At 40.9% G+C, this 20,753-nt stretch carries 15 protein-coding genes and 1 CRISPR repeat array; of the genes, 4 read left to right on the top strand and 11 right to left on the bottom strand.

What is annotated here, in order from left to right; all coding sequences use genetic code 11:
- Positions 1-485: 485 nt before the first annotated feature.
- Positions 486-1,544 carry a serine hydrolase gene (locus V7K97_RS12150; RefSeq protein ID WP_334801195.1) on the bottom strand — a complete coding sequence of 353 codons (1,059 nt, stop codon included), beginning with the start codon at positions 1,542-1,544 and terminating at the stop codon, positions 486-488.
- 428 nt (positions 1,545-1,972) lie between these two features.
- Between V7K97_RS12150 and V7K97_RS12145 the strand changes: the two genes are divergently transcribed.
- Complete coding sequence (locus V7K97_RS12145; RefSeq protein ID WP_442936811.1) at positions 1,973-2,881, top strand: polysaccharide deacetylase family protein; 909 nt, start codon at positions 1,973-1,975, stop codon at positions 2,879-2,881.
- A gap of 190 nt (positions 2,882-3,071) precedes the next feature.
- Here V7K97_RS12145 and V7K97_RS12140 read toward each other — a convergent pair whose 3' ends face one another.
- Together V7K97_RS12140 and V7K97_RS12135 are read right to left on the bottom strand one after the other, a co-directional pair.
- The gene (locus V7K97_RS12140; protein WP_334801191.1) at positions 3,072-4,010 is read right to left on the bottom strand and encodes an ABC transporter permease; all 939 of its coding nucleotides are present in this window, start codon (positions 4,008-4,010) and stop codon (positions 3,072-3,074) included.
- Positions 4,011-4,084: 74 nt separating this feature from the next.
- Positions 4,085-5,137 carry an ABC transporter permease gene (locus tag V7K97_RS12135; protein WP_334801190.1) on the bottom strand — a complete coding sequence of 351 codons (1,053 nt, stop codon included), beginning with the start codon at positions 5,135-5,137 and terminating at the stop codon, positions 4,085-4,087.
- Positions 5,138-5,143: 6 nt separating this feature from the next.
- On the opposite strand from V7K97_RS12135, the gene V7K97_RS12130 reads away from it, so the two are divergent.
- Positions 5,144-5,719, top strand: coding sequence for a Uma2 family endonuclease (locus tag V7K97_RS12130; protein ID WP_334801189.1), 576 nt, complete (start codon positions 5,144-5,146; stop codon positions 5,717-5,719).
- A gap of 204 nt (positions 5,720-5,923) precedes the next feature.
- Here the strand turns inward: V7K97_RS12130 and V7K97_RS32020 are convergent, their stop codons facing one another.
- The 5 genes from V7K97_RS32020 to V7K97_RS12110 all read right to left on the bottom strand — a co-directional run bounded on the left by V7K97_RS32020 (position 5,924) and on the right by V7K97_RS12110 (position 9,427).
- Positions 5,924-6,058: a hypothetical protein gene (locus tag V7K97_RS32020; protein ID WP_442938906.1), complete on the bottom strand. Its 135-nt coding sequence runs from the start codon at positions 6,056-6,058 to the stop codon at positions 5,924-5,926.
- A 72-nt stretch (positions 6,059-6,130) separates the two neighbouring features.
- The gene (locus V7K97_RS12125; RefSeq protein ID WP_334801187.1) at positions 6,131-6,304 is read right to left on the bottom strand and encodes a hypothetical protein; all 174 of its coding nucleotides are present in this window, start codon (positions 6,302-6,304) and stop codon (positions 6,131-6,133) included.
- Between the two features lie 2 nt (positions 6,305-6,306).
- Positions 6,307-6,870: a zeta toxin family protein gene (locus tag V7K97_RS12120; RefSeq protein WP_334801186.1), complete on the bottom strand. Its 564-nt coding sequence runs from the start codon at positions 6,868-6,870 to the stop codon at positions 6,307-6,309.
- A gap of 1 nt (position 6,871) precedes the next feature.
- Positions 6,872-8,368: an ABC transporter ATP-binding protein gene (locus tag V7K97_RS12115; protein ID WP_334801184.1), complete on the bottom strand. Its 1,497-nt coding sequence runs from the start codon at positions 8,366-8,368 to the stop codon at positions 6,872-6,874.
- A 6-nt stretch (positions 8,369-8,374) separates the two neighbouring features.
- The gene (locus tag V7K97_RS12110) at positions 8,375-9,427 is read right to left on the bottom strand and encodes a BMP family protein (protein ID WP_334801183.1); all 1,053 of its coding nucleotides are present in this window, start codon (positions 9,425-9,427) and stop codon (positions 8,375-8,377) included.
- 410 nt (positions 9,428-9,837) lie between these two features.
- Between V7K97_RS12110 and V7K97_RS12105 the strand changes: the two genes are divergently transcribed.
- The gene (locus V7K97_RS12105; RefSeq protein ID WP_334801181.1) at positions 9,838-11,193 is read left to right on the top strand and encodes a DUF3370 domain-containing protein; all 1,356 of its coding nucleotides are present in this window, start codon (positions 9,838-9,840) and stop codon (positions 11,191-11,193) included.
- A gap of 156 nt (positions 11,194-11,349) precedes the next feature.
- Here the strand turns inward: V7K97_RS12105 and V7K97_RS12100 are convergent, their stop codons facing one another.
- Positions 11,350-12,123 (bottom strand): AIM24 family protein, encoded by a 774-nt coding sequence (locus V7K97_RS12100; protein WP_334801179.1) that lies wholly within the window; start codon positions 12,121-12,123, stop codon positions 11,350-11,352.
- 315 nt (positions 12,124-12,438) lie between these two features.
- On the opposite strand from V7K97_RS12100, the gene V7K97_RS12095 reads away from it, so the two are divergent.
- A complete protein-coding gene (locus tag V7K97_RS12095; RefSeq protein ID WP_334801178.1) occupies positions 12,439-14,634 on the top strand; it encodes a transglycosylase SLT domain-containing protein in 2,196 nt (731 codons plus the stop codon).
- A 201-nt stretch (positions 14,635-14,835) separates the two neighbouring features.
- On the opposite strand, the gene V7K97_RS12090 is transcribed toward V7K97_RS12095, so the two are convergent.
- A complete protein-coding gene (locus V7K97_RS12090) occupies positions 14,836-15,138 on the bottom strand; it encodes a hypothetical protein (RefSeq protein WP_334801177.1) in 303 nt (100 codons plus the stop codon).
- A gap of 115 nt (positions 15,139-15,253) precedes the next feature.
- Positions 15,254-19,015 (bottom strand): CHAT domain-containing tetratricopeptide repeat protein, encoded by a 3,762-nt coding sequence (locus tag V7K97_RS12085; protein ID WP_334801176.1) that lies wholly within the window; start codon positions 19,013-19,015, stop codon positions 15,254-15,256.
- Between the two features lie 83 nt (positions 19,016-19,098).
- Positions 19,099-20,735: a CRISPR direct-repeat array (repeat unit 35 nt; unit sequence GTTTCCATCCCCGTGAGGGGTAAAGGAATTAAAAC).
- Between the last annotated feature and the right edge of the window lie 18 nt (positions 20,736-20,753).

The following is a 20,753-nucleotide window of genomic DNA, read 5'->3' as shown; positions in this document are numbered from 1 at the left end:
TTGAAACAGTAATTTTTCGATTACCAACTCACTAAATTTTCTGGTTGATACTCTTGACAAAATTCTGATCTGAACGAATGAAACAGCCCTGCCTTGAAAAGGGGGGAACCGGAATCAAAGTCCCCCAATTGAGCGGGGGATTTAGGAGGATCTATAATGTTTTGCTACTAACAAGAGGACTTTTCAAACACCCTCTTAAGCCCAAAAAATAAAAATGTGTAGGTTACAAAATTTTGCCGAGTTTGTTGGATAACGCATTGCCTCAACCCAATCTAGCAATATTCTTAACTGCCAGAGTCAAGGTAACTAAGGAAAAACAGACGCATATAGCAAAATCAGTCTAGTCACACCTTCGTCACAACTTGGTAATAACTTTGTCAAGAAAATGTAATTGAAGCTTGATAGAATCAAGTTGCACATTTAAGCTTTTCATGCAGCTTGCCAAAGATGTCAGTCACCCAAGGCGATGCCAGCAGCTTTTAAAATCAATACTTCTGGGATAATTTTGGTTGATCAAGGTACTGATAAACTATCCGCGAAACTTGACGTACAAACTCCCTTCCTCGCTCATCGTCATGGGGTCTTCTGACAAAAATTCCTGCTAAGTAATGCCTACCATTTGGCATTTCAATAATCCCTGCATCTCCAACCAAAAATCCAATATCTCCTGTTTTATGAGCAATAGTTCCACCTTTACCCACACCAGCCGCCAGCAACTTATTATTATGACAATGACGCAAGATATCTAAAGCTTGGAAATGACTACCCTCTGAAATTAACTTATGTTGATCAACCAAGGCTGACAACCTTACCAAATCTGCTGGACTAGTGGTATTAGTGCCTTTAAAGTCTCCTAACATATTGCGAATTACTGTGTTTTTTAGTCCCCAAGTGCGGAAACGTTGATTGAGTTTTGCTTTTCCGCCTAAACGGTCGATAATCATGTTAGTTGCAGTATTATCACTGATCGTAATCATTTTATTAACAGTTTCGATTACACTCAGCTTGATTCCTGCTGGTTTATACTGCAATTCACCCGAACCACTCGCCACTAAGTCACGCCGCATCACTAGCTTTTCATCAAGTTTGACTTTACCAGCATCTACTTGTTCAAATAAAGCAATTAAAATCGGATATTTAATAGTACTAGCTGCGGGAAATACCTTTTCGCCATCAATATTCAAGTAGTTACCTGTTTCTATATCTAAGAAAAACATCCCAGGTTTGAGAAAAGTATAGTGAGTCATTAATGCTCTAACTTGAGACTTTAGCTCTGCTATTTCTTTGCCTAATGGAATAATGCCACCAAATAAAGAAGTATCATTGGTATTGCTGAAAATCTCCGGTTGATTGAGTTTAGGAATAAAATTTTTCTGTCTAGTTACTTCACTTGGAAAGTTAGCCAATAAATACTTCGAGTCTGTTGTTGACTCTAGATGATTCCGATTCGAGTCAATTTGGGGAGATTTTAATCTTGCTGCCAAGGTGGGGGATGTTAGGAACAAAGTGCTAATAATACTTAGTAAAAACCAGCGTAATCTCATTGATTTATTTCCGGGATAAATTTATTTACTTGGGCAGTTTTTTTGAAGAATTTGTATATTTTACATATAATATGCCAAAATCATAGTTATATTTGTTTACGATGTCAATATTTAAATTGATTATTTTATTTGGGACATCAATAATTCACAGTAAATCTTGATTTATGACTAAAAATTTTGACATGCATTATTGATGAAAATATTACAGAATTATGACAAAAGTATGTTTTATTTAGATGATTGCGCTTACAATCATAAATTATGAACACCTAAGTTCGGTGGGAAAGCGATGTCTACGACGCGCTACGCCTACGCACTCTTGGCAATCGCTGAATAGATAGTTATACTTTTTCTGAAAGTAAGCAGATAAAAATCTAACTTACTGTCAGTATAATGACTGATTATTTGACCATTATAAGGAAGTTGACGTGATCAATAATAAGCCAATCCCTTGGACTCCAGTAAAATTAGTTGGTTTGCTTATCTTATGTAGTAGTTTTAGTCTTAGTTTAATATTTTTGATCAAAATAAATTTTCTTAAAGTTTTATCACAACAGAGTGTAAATGTAAATAATATAACGGCAAATGTAGGAACCCAGCAGCGAGTTGAGGAATTGAAGGCAGCGATGCTGACAGGTTGGCAGCAACAAGCACAAGTAAAGGGTTTTTCTGACTCTATACCATCCAGTTTTCAAGGTGCAATAATTGAGGCGGCAAAACTCTCTCCACCTCAAAAAGTAATTGCTCTCACCTTTGATGATGGCCCTTGGCCTGAGAGTACAGCAGAAGTGTTAGATATTCTGAAAAAAAATCAGATTAAAGCAACATTTTTTGTAATTGGGCAAAATGTGAAAAATTATCCAGCCTTACTCAAGCAGGAGGTTGCTGAAGGTCATGTGATTGGCAACCATACTTGGCATCATTGGTATCAATTCTTGAATCCCCAAGCCGCCGCTTATGAAATTGACCACACATCTGATATCATTTATCAAACTACAGGGTTAAAAACAAATTTATTTCGACCACCTGGAGCAATTATGCATAATGGGGTGGTTGATTACGCTAGAAATAGCAAATATGCAATTATTTTGTGGTCATCTGACTCTGTAGATTATTCGCGTCCTGCTGTACCCAAATTGATCGGTAATGTCTTCAGAGAGGCAAAACCTGGTGGAATTGTGTTGATGCATGATGGTGGTGGTAATCGTTCTAAGACTGTACAAGCTTTACCAGAAATTATTGCCAACTTTCGCAAGCAGGGCTATAGCTTTGTTACTATCCCTCAACTCTTAGAAATGGAAGATAAAAATCAAAAATTGATTGTTAAGAAAAAGTAATATAGCAATCCGATTTGATTTTTGAACTTATTTGCATAGGTTGGGAGTTGGGAATCAGCACTTTCGAGTTTTATAGAGTTTTTTCAAAAATCAAAAATCAAATAGAAGTCATATACAAGTTGCTAATTACAGATTAAGCGATCGCACCTGGAGGAATAACTGGCGCTAAAAGCGTTCCTTGAACTTGTCCTTAATTCTCTTGGCGATTTTCTGGCGAGTAAGGAACACCTAACCCTTGGGGTGGTATAGATTTACCAGCTAATCCCACTAATGCAAATAGAGCGATCGCGTATGGTAACATGACCAAAAATTGATAAGGAATATTTGCACCCAAGGCTTGAACTCGTAACTGTAAAGCTTCGGTAGCGCCAAATAATAAACAAGCCAATGTACTACCTAAAGGATGCCATCTACCAAAAATTAAAGCAGCGATCGCAATAAATCCTTTACCTGCACTCATCCCTTCTGTAAAAAATTTTATTTGTACCAAAGCGAGATCAGCACCTCCTAAACTGGCAAGACAGCCACTAAGGATTACAGCCAAATATCGCACCCTTAATACCGAAACCCCAGCCGTCGCCGCAGCTTTGGGATATTCCCCCACCGCCCGCAAAGTCAGCCCAAAGCTAGTATGAAATAAAATATAGGTACTTAAAGCAACTAAAATTAACAGTAAATATACAAGCACATCTTGCTGGAACAACATAGCACCAAGTATAGGTATATTCGCAAGACCAGGAATAATTATAGGCTCAATTCCTGGCAATCTTTGAGTGCTACTGTCATTAAATACTAACCGCGCTAAAAACGATGTTAACCCCGCAGCTACTAAATTAATCGCTAACCCTGACACTAACTGATTGACATATAAAGTTACACATAGAAATGCATGAAGTAAACCGACTAATCCCCCAGCAATCAACGCACAGAGGACACCAAGCCAAGGGTTGCCAGTGTAAAAGGTAGCGGCTGCACTGGTAAAAGCACCAGTTATTAACATCCCTTCTAGGGCAATATTTAATACTCCAGAACGTTCTGAGTACATTCCCCCAAGGGCAGCAAATGCTAGGGGGATGGCTAAGTTTAAGCTAGCAATTAAGTAATCAGAGAGGAAGTTAAGGTTATTCATAGTTTTTTTTTAAACGCAGAGGAACGCTAAGGGAAGCGCAGAGTATCGCCGAGAAGTCTTTGCGTACCTTTGCGTTAAACCTCAGCGTTACTTTGCGTTTTTAATCGTGTTTCTACGGCAAGGCTGATGGCAATGAATAAGACGGTTAATCCTTGAATTACATAAACTATAGTCACAGGTACACCAGCGCTACGTTGCATGACATTGGCACCACTACGCAAGGCGGCAAAAAATAAAGAAGTCAACACTACACCGCCAATACTACCGCGACTTAAAAAAGCGATCGCCACAGCATCAAATCCATAACCAGATGAAACTTGTTCAAATAAGCGGTACTTCAATCCCATCACCTCAGATGCACCCGCTAACCCGGCTAAACCACCTGCTAACCCCATCACTAACATGATGGTATTTTTGACCGAAATTCGGGCATAATGGGCTGCTATGGGGTTAAAACCAACGGCGGCGATTTGGTATCCTAGAGGCGATCGCACCAATAACACCCACAATATGACTGCTGCCATTAACGCCAGTATTATACCAGCATGGGCAAGACTTTCGGGTAAGATAATCGGCAACTGTGCAGATTTAGCAATCAACGGTGAATAAGGACTAGGTGCGCCTGGTGCTTTTAAGGGATTTTGCACTAAGTAGCTAACTAAATTGACTGCAATGTAATTCAGTAATAAGGTAGTGATGACTTCATTGACTCCCCGTACTGCTTTGAGATAACCAGGTATCCAACCCCAAACCGCACCAAAGCCAAACCCAGTCAGAAGTGCTAAGGGAATGTGAATGATAGCTGGTAATCCTTGCACATATAACCCGATTAAAGCGCTACCCAACGCACCAAGGTAAATTTGTCCTTCGCCACCGATATTAAATTGACCAGCCCGCAATGCTACTAATACCCCTAAACTAGTGAATAATAGAGGTGTCATTTTGGTAAGGGTGTTGCCAAACCCAAAGTAAGTAGAGAGAGATTCTTGAAATAAAGCTGTGTAGGCAGTTATAGGATTTGCTCTGGCGAGTAATATGAGGATAGCACCGACGATGAGAGCAGAGGCGATGGCAATTAGTGGTGATAGGATTGGTAGCAGGAGTTGAAAGCGTTTATTTGTGATCATGATGCGATGATTGCCATCCCTCAACCTCAAAAAATGAGTATCGACCAATATCTTGAATGGGAACCATTACAAGAGAGTCGCTATGAATACGTTAATGGCAAAGTGTTTGCCATGACTGGCGGGACAATTCCTCACAATGATATTGCCCTAAATCTCTACAGAGCATTGTATCCCCATCTGCGTGCTAGAGGTTGTCGAATTAACGTTGCAGATGTCAAAGTGCAAGTCAGTACTCAAAGCCCATATTACTATCCTGATGTGGTGGTTAGTTGTGATGCTAGAGATTTAAATGCACGCAAATTCATTCAATATCCCAAAATCATTGTGGAAGTTCTTTCTCCTGGGACAGAAGCTAAAGATAGAGGAGAAAAGTTTGCTTCTTATCGCACTATGCCCAGTTTGCAAGAATATATTTTGATTGAATCCGAAAAAATTGGAATTGAATTTTATCGTCGGGGAGAAGGCAGAATGTGGCTGTATTCGCCCTATACTATTGGTGAGGATATCACTCTAGAAAGTGTTGGTTTTAGTTGTGAAATTGATTTGATTTATGAAGGTGTGACTTTTGAGAGTCGAGAATAAATATATGTTTTCATGGAGAGACTAAAAGAAGAGTTATATCATGTCCGCTTGATTGCTTATTAAACCCGAAGAACCCCACCCCGCCAAAGCTATGCTTTGTCTCCCCTCCCCGCAAGCTCTTAGGGGTTGGGGGTGGGGTGTAATGACTGTGGTTAGCATAACTAATTATGCGGACATGATATTAAAGAATAAATCTTTATTCAGTTAACTCAGATATAGCAACATAGCGTTTCCTTTGTTAGCTGCATCTCGGTAATATTCTGTAATTTCCTGTTTGATAGCTATTAAGTCTTCCAATAGCTCATCATCCTCTCCTACCCAGACGGTATATTTATATATATATGTCTTAATTTTTTATAGCGCTCACATTCCCTCTATTTGCAAATCTTACGACCATTGATTTATATTATTCTATTGATTCTGAATCGCTGTAATTTCATCAGCAGTTAAAGTTACAACTTTCCCATCTTGCATAATACTAATCGATTGACCTAGCTTACGATGTCGTTCTATGGCTGCGGCAATTGCGGCTTTAACTCCAGCATCAATTTTACTCGATAAAAGTTCTAATTCTTGATCAGCCATTTTCATCCTCTGATTTGATTCCAAATTATACTTTCATATACAACAAGCTGCTGACTATAGCTATACTCAGCTACTAAGCTGGCATCATTACTAGAGTTATTATAAATAATCCAGCGATCGCATAATGGTAAATATAAGGAAATTAAATTTACTCTCCCTCTCTGGTAGCGTCTTCGGATCACATCTTCTGGAATCGAGTGTCCGCCGCTAGCAATCCTTTGTGCTACCCGTTCTACTGCCAAATCAGGACTTTGCAACCAAAAATAAATTAAATTAATTATGTAGCCTTTAGCTTTACATTCAATTATAAAAGGTGCAAAAGTTCTCGCGGCTAATGTGGTTTCAAAAGCAAAATCACTACCAGAGTTAGATAACGTCCGCAAGCGTGTAATCATTAATCTTCCTGCTTCTATAGCCATCGACTCTGGATTTAATGGGGATAACCCAGCAGCAATCGCATCTGCATTCACATACTCAAAGCAGTGTAAAAAATTTGGTAATAAACTCATAGACACGGTGGTTTTTCCTGAACCATTTGCACCACCAATGATGTAAAGACTTGGCATTTTACCCTCTGCGTTTCCCCCCAGCCATCAATAAACCAATTTCTTCTCTAGTCGCCGTCTGTGCATCCAAAATAGCGACAAACTCACCTCTGTAGATTACAGCAATGCGATCGCTCATGGCCATGACTTCCTCTAACTCTGTAGAAATATACAAGATTGCGGCACCGCGATCGCGTTGTGCTAACAACTGAGAATGAACTGTGGCGATCGCCCCTACATCTAATCCTCGTGTGGGTTGCATCGCTATAATTAAATTTGGTTCTCCCGCCAGTTCTCTCGCCAATACTACCTTTTGTTGATTTCCCCCCGATAGTTGGCTTACCTTGATATCTTCCCCAGTCGCCCGAATATCAAATTTTTCCATGACAATTTGAGCATGATTTTTGATTGCTGGTAGTTGTAATAAAAAATTGCGGCAGAATGGTAAGCTTTTAAAAGCATTCAAAATCAAGTTTTGGGCAATGGTAAACTGCAACACTAAACCCATTTTTTGCCGATCTTCAGGGATGTAGCCGATTCTCTGGTGAGTACAAGAAATATTAAACTCAATCTTACCATTGTTGATCCGAATTAAACCTGCGATGCCTGCGGCGGGCAAAGCCAACGCATCAGCTAATTCTCGCTGTCCATTGCCATCTACACCAGCAATTCCTAAAATTTCCCCAGCCCGTAATTGAAATGAAACATTATGGATAGCAGGAATATTCCTATCATTCAAAACTGACAAATTTTGTACCGACACGATTGCTTTTCCCGGTACAGATGCAGATTTATTGACTTGTAAAACTACTTCGCGCCCCACCATCAATTCTGCTAATTGCTGAGGAGTCACTTCTTTAGCTGTAGTTGTCGCTACTACTTTACTTCGTCGTAGCACTGTTATTGTATCGCAGAGATTGATTACTTCTTCTAACTTGTGACTAATAAAAATAATTGTTTTGCCAGCTAACGCCAGTTTTCGCAAGATATTAATTAATAATTCTACTTCTGTTGGTGTCAAAACTGCTGTTGGTTCATCGAGAATTAATAGTTGGGCTTGGCGATATAATACTTTGAGAATTTCTACTCGCTGTTGTGTCCCTACTGGTAAATTTTCTATTTTATCTGTGGGGTCAATTTCTAGTCCGTAGGCTTGGGATAAAGCCGCAATTTCTTGTTGTTTTTCCCGCAGATTTAAGCACCAATTATTTTCTCTACCCAGGATGATATTTTCGGTAACAGTTAACTTAGGTACAAGCATAAAATGTTGATATACCATGCCTATACCTAATTTTATTGCCTCATTTGGAGAGGTAATTTTTACTGGTTTATCTTCTAGATAAATTTTTCCCGTATCAGGTTGATATAGACCACTAATAATGTTCATTAAAGTCGTCTTACCTGCGCCATTTTCACCTAAAATTCCATGAATTTTACCAGCATCAACACTGAAGTTAATCTTCTGATTAGCAACAAATGAGTTAAAACGTTTACTAATATTTTCTAAACGTAAATACATTGAAGTTCATGCTTTTTTGACACAACGGGTATCTTTACCAGCTTCCTGACAATTTTCAAAGATAATTTTTTTATCGACAATCTCCTGATTCACTTTCAAAGCATTTTGTTTAACTGTTTCCGGCACTGATGTTCCAAATTTACCTAAATATAAGATATCTTTTCTTTCTAAACCTATACTATATATCTGCCCTTTGAGTTGTTTTTGTTTTGCGAGTTCTGCTAAATAAGCTATTGCTATATCTAATCGTTTAACAGCACTTGTTAACACTGCTTTAGGGGCAACATCTAGCTGGTCTTTTGTATTCCCAAAAGCATAAACTCCTTTATCGCTAGCTGCTTGTAAAACTGCGGGCGAAGCACTATCTAACCATTGATAAATTACATCATTACCGGAAGAAATTAAAGCAAGTGTAGCTTCTTTCGCCTTAGCAACATCATTCCAATCACCGAGAAATGTAGAAGTAATTTGAATATTGGGCTTAACTGATTTTGCCCCTAATTGAAATCCCCTTAGTTCTTCTTGGGTAGCGGGAAATTCCTGTCCAGCAATATAAGCTAATTTATTAGATTTAGTGATGGCCGCGCCAATAATTCCACATAAATAACTACCTTGCAAATGATCTATTCGCAAAGAGGCAATATTTGCTCCCTTGTTATTACCATTTACACCCACAAAAAATGTATTGGGAAATTGTGCCGCAACTTGTTCTATAGCTGCATCAAATTGTCCACCGTGGGCGAATACAACATTATAACCCTTGCGGGCAAAGCCTGTTAATGCTTCTGTTTGATCTGCTTGAGCGACTTGTTCCAGATATGCAACTTCTGCACCCAGTTTTTGTTTAGCTAAGTTTACGCCTTCGTAACCAGACTGATTCCAAGCTTTATCAGTAATTGTTCCGGGGAGTGCGATCGCTATTTTAAAACCTTCCCCACTACTACTACTAACTGTTGGTGTCGTGCTTTGATTACTACTGCAAGCTTTCAGCAATAAGCTACCAGCAAAAGTAGCTGAACCAGACAAAACAAATTTACGTCGGCTAAAATTTAGTGTCATATACTACTTGACTATATATCGTTGTTTTTGTGGTAAAAATTAGCATAGAGGCTGATTTTATCAGTTAGCAAAAGTTTTGGCAAACATCCTCTAAATTGTCATCGATCGCAGGAGATATGGATTAGATATGCTGTATTCTTAAGGGACTTCCAAATAAAAAAATACTCAAAAAACTGGCGAAAAAACTCTCTCCTCTTTATTCCTCTGTGTCGCGCCAGTCGCTACAACGGGGAGGCAGCGCGGTCTTGGGGGTTTCCCCCATGAGTGACTGCCGTGGGAACCCCGGCAACGCGCTGGCAACTCTATTGTGTCTGTGGTAGCCTGCGGCAAGCCGATGCAGCGTCTACGTTTTTTGGATAATTTATTTCTTGGAAGTCCCTAACTTCAGCGATAAATTGCTTTTTGAATAAATGTTTAATTTAATTTCCTACTTGTTCTTGGCTCAAGCAGCGCCTGCACCTGCACCACAAGAAATTTTCATTCCCCAACAAACAAGACCTTTAACAGGACATCTTGATACAGTACCAGTATTTAACAGTAATAACCCCGAAGTAGTTCAGAGCGAAGGCATTCTGCTGTCTACATTTCCTCCTCAAGGCAAAAAAGTGCCCAGCGCCCATTTGAACTTTCCATTTCAGGGACGGTTTGATTTATTTTCTCACCATATTGCCAGAGCGATTGAGACTCCAAATGATTTGCGGACTCTTTATTTGGGGGTGATTGTTTACAATCCAAGCGATCGCACTGCAACTGTCAATATATTGCAAGCAGCCAGTTATGTTAGTCAACCTGATGCACCTTTTATCAAACTTCCCCCGATGCAGGAAAATAATTCGGGAAACATTTATGCAGGTCCAGGCGATCGCGTCATGAATGATTTGCTACGAGTCAAACAGCAATCAGGATGGCCAACCCAGTTGGTAATTCCAGCAAAACAAAGCCGGATGTTAATGAATCTTCCCATTCCAGTGCGGACTTTAACGCCGCCATTGAATGGACGTTCTACATTGTTGCATTTGTATAGTGACAATCCAGTTTATCTGGCGAACCTGGCGATGTTTGCCAAACCCAATGCAGATGGTACAGAACGATCGCCTACTTTAGAAGAATGGGAGAATTTGTTAGAAAATGGTGATTTTGCCGGACCCCGTGAACCTGCTCCCAGTCCTCCAGATCAGCTTGCAGGTGCAACAGAAATTTATGGTAGAGTAGCGGGGGTAGCTGTTGGCTCTCGTTGGCAATCACAACTTACTGACTCAAATAGTTCATACCTGACAATTCCCGAATCAGGACAAGCTTTTTCCTACGGTTTAAGTACCCTTTTAGCAGGAAAAATGGGTACTGGACAAAATCAAACCGCCAAACTAGTGGCGCGTTATCCTGGTACTGCTTACGAAGCTCACGGCAACTACGGCATTGAATACAACATTTCTCTACCATTAATCAACAATACAGATAAGTTGCAGACTGTCAATGTGCTTTTTCAAACACCTGTCAAAGAAGATCAGTTAAGTAAACCAGGGCTGCGCTTTTTTTCACCACCCGAACCATCCGTCTTTTTCCGAGGTACAGTCCGTATTCGCTACAAAGACGATGGCGGCTTACCCAGAACCCAATATTGGCATTTAGTTCAACAAGAGGGACAGATGGGAGAACCCCTTGCTCAATTAAAAATATCTCCTGGTCAACGGCGACTGGTAGAAGTGGATTTTCTCTACCCACCCGATGCTACACCCCCTCAAATGCTGACAATTCAAACTCTATAAGAGACCATTTATTAAAGCAGCGCGTAACGCACCATATTTCCAGGTGTGTTACGGCTAAATTAGACTTTCTCAAACGCTCAAATTCCTACACAGCCGTAACACACCCTACTTAATATTTACTTTATAAATAGGCTCTAATTAAAATAGCTCACAGCTTTAACCGATATTAACACTGCCACCGACTTGAGTTGCACCCTCAGATGCAGGAGGGTGATAAGTCATAGACTGCAACCCTAAGCGACCAGGGCCAATAAAGCGGTTAAGAGTAAATGAAATGCCGCCAAGCATCACCCCAATTGCTCCGAAGATGCCACCACTAGATTGCAGCGCCGTTACTGTCTCCATCTTCACTGATGAGTCTTTCCACAACCATGCCCCCGGTTCTACATCCAACACCTCTCCAGCAGCGAGGTGCTTTTCAAAAACATTGCCGTAACCGTGAATTAGAAGCAGCCCCCCTTGTTGCTGACCAATGAAACGATCGATGAATAACCCACCACTGCGGCTGAAAAAGAGGTTCGCTAGTCCTCGCTGGAAGAAGAAACTGTACTCAATATTGCTCGTAGCTAGCAAAAACTGATGTTCGCGCACATCCACTGTCTGTCCCCGCTCTAATTTCAGCACCACAATCTGTCCTGGAGCCTCACGGGAGAAAGCAATATTTCCTGGACCGTGTGCTTCACTGATAAAAATTTGCAGTCCGGCAAAGAAGCGCTTGGCTGCCCCTTTTAAACCTTTGACACCGAGGCGAACATTGGGGTGTTTCCACAGCAGGATATGATGTTCAAAGTAAATTGATTGCTGTTGTCCTAGATGGACATCTACTACAGGTACTACTTCTCCTTCGATTCTTAAACTTAAGTCACCGGAATGAAAGGTTTGTTGGGGATTTCTCAACTCTGGTATCGGTTCGCTGCTGAAGTCAGACATAGTAAGGTACTGGGGATTAGGGATTGGGGAAGGTGGGGACCCCTCTGGGGATAAGGGGTAATGGGGATTAGGGACTGGGGATTGGGGACTGGGTTTTTACTTAACAAACGGTGGGAACGAATTGCATTTATGATATACCCAAGATAGATGTAATGGCATCTAAATATGTGCGATTTACCAATACTGCCAATCGTCAGATTGAAAATTAGTATTTTTCTACATAAAATTAAAAATCTAAAATTAAAATTTGGTCACACTGATGGTTAGGAATGCTAGAGTTTCAAGAAATTCACCGGAACTTTTCAGCAGGTATTCATGGTGAAGAAACTACAGAACAAGCAAATTTCGATAATTGCGGGTGCAGCACTGTTTGCCTTTTTAGCTGGGGCAATGGTATCAGCACCAGAGATTGGTAAAACCGTTGGGCAATGGCTCAAACTGGGTAAGAATCAGGCACAGCAACCATCTGATGCTACTATTGCCCAATCAGCCGTCTTTCCACTGATTTCACAATCACTGCCAGAACGGGCGGAAAAACTAGCAGCGATCGCCGGACAATCGCCTTCGCCAGACCGGAATCGCGCTCGTTACCTTTTGGCAAGTGATTACGTTGAAAGAACCCAAGGGAAAAAAGCCCTGGTTTTACTGGATGGACTAGAGAAAGACTATCCCATCCTCGCACCCTACATTTTGCTGAAACAAGCCCAGGCAGAGGATATGCTGGGCGAGGATGGCAAAGCCTCGGATCTCAGGCAAGGTGTGCTGAAACAGTATCCCAAAGAAGCGGCCAGCGTGAAAGCGTTATATCTGATTGCTCAACCAAAGCAACAAGAAATAGCGATCGCTCAATTTCCCTCCAATCCTCTAACTTGGGAAATTATTCGCAAACGCTTGCAAGAAAATCCCAATCAGCCAAAATTACAATTGATTTTGGCTAAATATGCTTACGATCAACCAGGCATAGTGGGCGTTTTGGATCAGCTAGTAAAACAGCCTAACCTCAAACCCGAAGACTGGGAACTAATTGGTACAAGCTATTGGGAAAATAGTCAATTTCTCAAAGCGGCCAATGCTTATACCCAAGCACCCAAAACATCCCGTAACCTCTACCGTACCGCACGAGGGTTACAGATCGGGGGTAAAGATAAAGAAAAAGCGATCGCCACCTATAAACAATTGGTGCAGCAATTTCCCAATACCGAAGACACTGGCAATGCTCTACTGCGGTTAGCAGAAATGGCAAAAACTCCTAAAGACGGCTTACCCTATCTTGAACAGGTAATTAGTAAATTTCCGAAACAAGCTGGTACGGCACTGGCACAAAAAGCCAAAACTCTCCAAGCTCTCAATAGCCAAAAGTCAGCAAGCGAAACGTGGCAATTACTGATAGCCAAGTATGGAAGTTCTGACGAGGCGGCAGAGTATCGCTGGAAAGTCGCCCAAGATAAAGCCAAAGCTAAAGATTACGTCGGTGCTTGGCAATGGGCAGAACCAATTGTTACCAACAACCCTAACAGTATTTTGGCTCCGAGAGCAGGCTTTTGGGTAGGTAAATGGGCAGCTTTACTAGGCAAACAGCAGGAATCTCAAACTGCTTATGAGTATGTGATTAAACAGTTTCCCTATTCTTACTATGCATGGCGAGCCGCGACCATGTTGGGGCTAAATGTCGGCAACTTTGACAATGTGCGCGTCATGAACCCGGAAGTCATCACACCCCAACGCCCATTACCACCGGCTGGTTCTGATACTTTCAAAGAATTATATCAGCTAGGTCAAGACCGCGATGCTTGGTTACAATGGCAAACAGAATTTCAGAACAAAATTCAGCCAACGGTAACAGAGCAATTTACCGAAGGGTTGATCCGGGAGGCTAAGGGAGAAAATCTCATCGGAATTGACAAAATTTCTAAGTTGGAAGATCGGGAAATACCAGCTGAACTTGCCCAATATCAGACTTTAAGCAAACAGATCGCCTACTGGCAAGCCCGTTATCCATTTCCCTATCTTCGGGAGATTGAAAAGTGGTCTACTGAGCGTAAACTCAATCCTTTGTTAGTCACTGCCTTAATTCGTCAGGAGTCACGGTTTGAACCAAAAATCAAATCTGTTGCTAACGCTACTGGTTTAATGCAGCTGTTGCCCAGTACAGCTCAATGGATTGCCCCACAAATCAAGGTGGATTTCAAAACCATCAACTTAGAAAACCCCAACGATAACATCATGCTGGGTACATGGTATTTGGATCATACCCATCAGCAATATAACAATAACTCCCTGCTAGCGATCGCCAGTTACAATGCTGGCCCCGGCAATGTCTCCAAATGGCTGCAAACTCAAACTACACAAGATCCAGATGAGTTTGTTGAAGAAATTCCCTTTGATGAAACCAAAAATTATGTGCGGCAAGTGTTTGGCAATTACTGGAATTATTTGAGACTTTACAACCCGGAGATTTCTGGTATCGTCGCCAAGTACTCGACTACACACCCACAACTGCCGGCGCGTTAACAATTCAAAGTTCACAACTCATAGTGAGGTACAAGAACCCCACCCCCAACCCCCTCCCCGCTCTTCGAGAGGGGGCTTAAGATGTACCTCACTAGATTGAGAAACGCTATAAGATTGTTTCTACAGGAAAACCAAAACCATCCCCGCCAATCAAATCTATTTCAAAGTAAACTTGACCTTTATCTCCAAATCTGCCCTCAATCATATTCTGCCACTAACACCTGTTTCATTAATGCCAAAAATATGATGAATTACATGAGGGTGTTTTTCTCTGGCCATTTTACTGGCTACTTCTTGATCCCGATCAATAAAATAATTGCCGCTATCAGGTTCAATAGCAATGTAACAGTCAGAATATTTATCTAATATTTCTGGTTTTAAACGCTCAAAAATCGCCCAACAACGTTCATAAAATGCCTGTCTCCTAGCTTTGTCTTCAGCTTTTTGTGCTTCTGTCCACTGAATTTCAGGGAATACTCTTCCACGTCTGACAATTAAATTCATAATTAATTCCTGGTCATCTTCAGTTAAATCTGTTTGTGTCAACAAGTTGTTAGAGAAATTTTGCCACCTCAACAAACTATGTTATTTGACTTGGCTCCTAACCACTGCGATCGCGCTAGTTGAAAATTCCTGTACCGACTAACGGATCTGTCCTTCCCTGACAGATCCATGCTCCCCAATAAAACGGATACTGAAGCGGTGTGTCTTCTTCTTGACAATCAATTCTGGTGTTTGATGAGAAATCATTTACTTTTAAAAGTTCTTTCAGCACTTCCATACCCAAGGCAGACTGCCGCAGTTCTTTTACCGTGATTTTACGTATATAATTCTGGGCATTTTGTAAAGCTTCTGCACGCCCCATATCGAGCTGCAAGTTGTCAAAAAAATGCTCCATCAGCAGAGCAGTAGCTTTATCAGGCACTTTCCACAGGCTCATCACGAGTGTTTTTGAACCTGCAACGGCAAAAGCACGCCGCAACCCAAACACACCTTCACCAATCTTTATGTCTCCTCTGGCGGTATCACAGGCAGATAATACAGTCAGTTCATTTGCCCATAGGTCTAAAGATGCGATATCCTGGGCGAAAACAAAGCCTTTACCTGCTTCAGAAGGTAAAGTACCTCCAGAAAGCCATGTATTAGCACCTGCCAGAGCAAGCCCAGAGCGCATCATCGGGTTTTCTACTTTTGACATTTGCAACCGCTTTATGTTAAGCGATGCTTGCGGCGAGTCGGTTAAAAATAAACCATGAGTTGCAATGAGCATAATTTGGGGACACTTGCTGGTGACTAGGTGAGTTTCAAGTGCTTCTGCTCCCACATATAGCCGTGCATCTGCTAGCTTTTTGGCCACACTTTCACCGAGAAACCTTGTACCAACTGTGCGGGACAAAATTTCACCATCAAGAGTTTCGAGCAATTCTGCGTTTGAGGGTTGCTGCTTTGGGATTATCAAGTGACTCTGTTTGAGAGTTGCAGGATTTATATCACTTTGTTCGCTAGCCAAATCAAAATCTGGGTCAGCAATTACTATAGATGCTGAAGCTCTCCGCTGATTGGGAATTTGAGAGCGCAGAATATCCCGCCCCACACCCAGATAACTGATGATAAACTCATCTATCAGTAAATGTGTGTTAGTCTCATCGCTGGGTAATGTTTGAAAAGGTAGTAAGTTCAAGTTGCCATCCGGTGCAAATATTAGATGTTTGCAGCCTTTTATCGCATTATAAATAGGCTTAATAAGCACCTGACTGAGTTGGATGGCTGGGGCTGGGTTATATGGTTTAATTGGTAACTTTGGTAAGCGAGGATCTTTTCCCCATGCTAGAGTTTGCTTGGTATAGTCGGATGCTTGCAAGCGAAATTCCCAAATTAACTCATCAATGATTTGGGCTGACCCTAAATCTATCATCTGCACCGCATCTGGTTCCCCGGAAGGTAAGACAAATGCTAGATAACGAGCAGGTTGTAATTGTGTATCACCATTGCCTGAAACTGCATGAAAATCGAATACATCGAAGCGCACAAATTCAACTAAAATCGAATCTGCTGGTAACGCTGATGCCACAGTATGACGATTAGCAGGTTGTTCAAATAACTGAATTTCTGGTACTTGAGATGCCAGTTGTTTTTGGAGGTTATTATGTTGTGCCTGTAGTTGTGCTAATTTTTTCTGGTAGCTAGTGAAATCACTGTTTTGAGGAGGAGAATAAGTGAGGTTGATTAACTGGGCACTCAAGTCACCCAGTTGACGAAATTTTTCTTGCAAGTGAGAATAGCGTTCGCTATAAAGGGCTTCATTATGCGCCGCCAGGGATGCAGCAGTTAGGGCTTTGCGTTTCAGGACAAAATCTAACGCCGCAGACATCGCATTTTCGGAGTTAGAAAGATGGTTGTAGACTAGGGAGAGAAATAAGTCAAAGTTATTGCGAATTTTTTGCAGAAAGGCCAGGCGATCGCTTTCGGAACTAAAAGCAAATATATTACGAATAATCTGATCATTTATGTTACTGGCTTGGATGCGATGAGATAAAGCTTCATCTGGGCGGTTAATCGCAGCTAACACCGTTGCAAGATTATTTAAGCTAAATGCAACATCAGGATGTTCATTTCCCAACAGGCGTTTTCTCATTGCTAAAGTTTCTACATACTTCTGTTGTGCTTCTTCATAGCGCCCCAGCGAAAAGTATAACTCTCCCAGATTATTCAGACTATTAGCGATTTGTGGGTGTTCTTCTCCTAGTAATGACTTTCTCAGTCTCAATGTTTCTAAATGGAGTTCTTCTGCTTGTTGATAACGCCCTTGAAAGTCATAAATAACCGCTAAATTATTCATCGTACTTGCTACTTGTGGGTGTTCGTCACCAAAGGCGCTTTTAACAATAGCCAAGGCTGATAAAAGTAATGATTCTGCTTCTTGATATTTAAATTGAGCATGATATAATGCTGCTAAATTATTAATAATTGCTGCTACGAATGGATGTTGTTCTCCTAAAAGATTTTTGGTCATTGCCAAAGATTCTAGATGCAGTTGTTCCGATTCAGAATATCGTCCTTGTAACCGATAAATAACTGCTATCTGGTTGAAAGTCAAGGCAATATCAGGATGCTCATTACCTAAGAGATTTTTTTGAATTTCTAGAGCTGATAAATATTTTTGTTCGGCTTGAGAATAATTGCCTTGTTGTTCATAAAGTCCAGCCAGATTGTTTAAAGTACTGGCAATTACGGGATGCTCTTTTCCAAGTGAGCTTTCCAGGATTGGGAATACTTCTAAATATAGTTTTTCCGCTTCTAAGTATCGCCCTTGGTAAGTGTAAATCAATGCCAGAGTTTTTAGGCTATTAACAATATCGAATTGCTCAGAACTGAACAGTTGTTTTCTCAAAGAATAAGCTTCCAGAGCCTTTTGTTCAGCTGATAAATAACGCCCTTGAATTAGATAAAGTTCTGCTAAATTATCCAAGCCGCTAGCAATATCAGGATGTTCATCACCTAGTAAGCGTTTTCTCATCGCTAAGGCTTCTAGATATTTTTGCTCTGATTCTAGGTAACGCCCCTGTTCTTGATAAGTTCCCCCCAGATTACTGAAGGTAGATGCGATGTATGGATGTTCTGAACCTAATATTTCTTTCCATCTGTCTAAAACAACTAAATGGAGTTGTTCTGCTTCGAGATAACGTCCTTGAACATCGTACAATCTGGCCAAATTATTCAGGCTAATAGTAATATCAGGATGTAACTCTTCAAATAAGCGTCTTTTCATCGCCAAGGTTTCTAAGTGCATTTTTTCTGCATCTTTATAACGTCCAAGGGATGTGTAAATCGCTCCTAAATTAGTCAAAGTTTGAGCAATATCTGGGTGTTCATCGCCAAACAGACGTTTTCGCATTCCTAAAACTTCTAAATGTACTTGTTCAGCTTTGAGATATTTTCTTTGTTCTCGATAAATTTCTGCCAGATTATTTAAATTAGTCGCAATTTGAAAATGTTCGGCTCCAAAAATACTTTTCCAAAGTTCCAGTGATTCTAAAAAATATTTTTCGGCTTGTGAGTAATTCCCTTGTGAATGGTAGAGTACTGCCAGATTATTTAAAGATTGTGCAACATCAGGATGTTCTGAACCTAAGAGACTTTTTCTAATAGTTAATGCTTGTAAATACAAGGGATTGGCTTCTAAATAACATCCTTGTATTCGATATAATTCTGCTAAGTTATTCAAGCTATCACAATATTCTGAATGCTCAGTTAGCTGCTGGCTTGACCCTAAGTTGACAGCTTCTTGGGCAATAATTATTGCTTGCTTGAAGTTTCCTTGTCCAGCAAGTTGCACAACCTGTAAGTTAAGTTGATTTAATTTTTCTAAGAGTTTTTTCATCTGCTAGTTCCAGATGCTGGTATATTTTTTAGTTTTGACTTTTCAATCAATTACTTATTTTACCTAAAATTGTTCAAAAGCGAGTTTCCATCCCCGTGAGGGGTAAAGGAATTAAAACGAGAAGAAGGTTGGGTTCTTTCAAATGATAAAAGGGCAGTTTCCATCCCCTTGAGGGGTAAAGGAATTAAAACCAATGTTGTGAGTCCACAGCGGCCCGCGCAACAGCCGCAACAGTTTCCATCCCCGTGAGGGGTAAAGGAATTAAAACCAAGGGTTTGGGATGACCGTGATGACTGTTCTCCATCGGTTTCCATCCCCGTGAGGGGTAAAGGAATTAAAACCAAAATACACTGCAGAAGAACGGCATCTGCAATTCTTTTGTTTCCATCCCCGTGAGGGGTAAAGGAATTAAAACGACCCTAACCACCGGCCAGGATGCGAAAAAATGGTTCAACAGTTTCCATCCCCGTGAGGGGTAAAGGAATTAAAACTCTATGTCTCAGCCTCTAACTGTGAATAGCATAAAGTTTCCATCCCCGTGAGGGGTAAAGGAATTAAAACCACTGATTCCCTTGGTGGCCGCTAAACTAACCGAACTGTTTCCATCCCCGTGAGGGGTAAAGGAATTAAAACTTTTGCTTGATGATGGACAGAAAATTAATCTTTTTGTTTCCATCCCCGTGAGGGGTAAAGGAATTAAAACAAACCGAAATAGCGCAAGAAAAGATTCTTGAAGTAATTGTTTCCATCCCCGTGAGGGGTAAAGGAATTAAAACGTGTATCTTATAAAAGTGCGGAAAAAGGGGATAGGGGAGTGTTTCCATCCCCGTGAGGGGTAAAGGAATTAAAACAAATCCTTGTGGAAGGCTTTGAACAGAAGCAATTAAAGTTTCCATCCCCGTGAGGGGTAAAGGAATTAAAACAGGATATAAACCCTCAAACCGTACCTGGTTGGGGTGTACCAGTTTCCATCCCCGTGAGGGGTAAAGGAATTAAAACGATTCTCTCGCTGTGAAAGAGCATTTTCTTGATGCCTTGTTTCCATCCCCGTGAGGGGTAAAGGAATTAAAACACGGAGTTTACAATGGATATTCAAACTTCCAGAATGTTTCCATCCCCGTGAGGGGTAAAGGAATTAAAACAATAATTCTACTTTTGCTCCATATTCACCTGAAAGTGTTTCCATCCCCGTGAGGGGTAAAGGAATTAAAACTTGAAAATGCAGGAGTGACAAATGTAGATGTTAAGGTTTCCATCCCCGTGAGGGGTAAAGGAATTAAAACCTACTATGCAGTCTTCTGATCAAACGACCGGAGCTGAAAGTTTCCATCCCCGTGAGGGGTAAAGGAATTAAAACGCTATCACCGCTATCGCCCTTTCCACAGTTGCTTTCTGTTTCCATCCCCGTGAGGGGTAAAGGAATTAAAACCACATCTGTTGTAGGGGTTTAGCAATGCTAAACCCTTACGTTTCCATCCCCGTGAGGGGTAAAGGAATTAAAACTCCTGGATGTGGCTTTGAATACGATTCTGAAGACTAGTTTCCATCCCCGTGAGGGGTAAAGGAATTAAAACATTTTAGTCTGGCTTAAGTACAATTGGGATCACTCATGTTTCCATCCCCGTGAGGGGTAAAGGAATTAAAACCCAGTAATGCGACAGCGGTTGTAAGTTCTAACGGTACTAGTTTCCATCCCCGTGAGGGGTAAAGGAATTAAAACCCTACCCATTCAGAAGCC

The sequence above is a fragment of the Nostoc sp. genome, from assembly GCF_036917815.1.
In the GTDB taxonomy this organism is placed as follows: Bacteria; Cyanobacteriota; Cyanobacteriia; order Cyanobacteriales; family Nostocaceae; genus Nostoc.
Note: the sequence above shows the minus strand (reverse complement) of the source record. Positions and strands in the feature narration are given on the sequence as shown.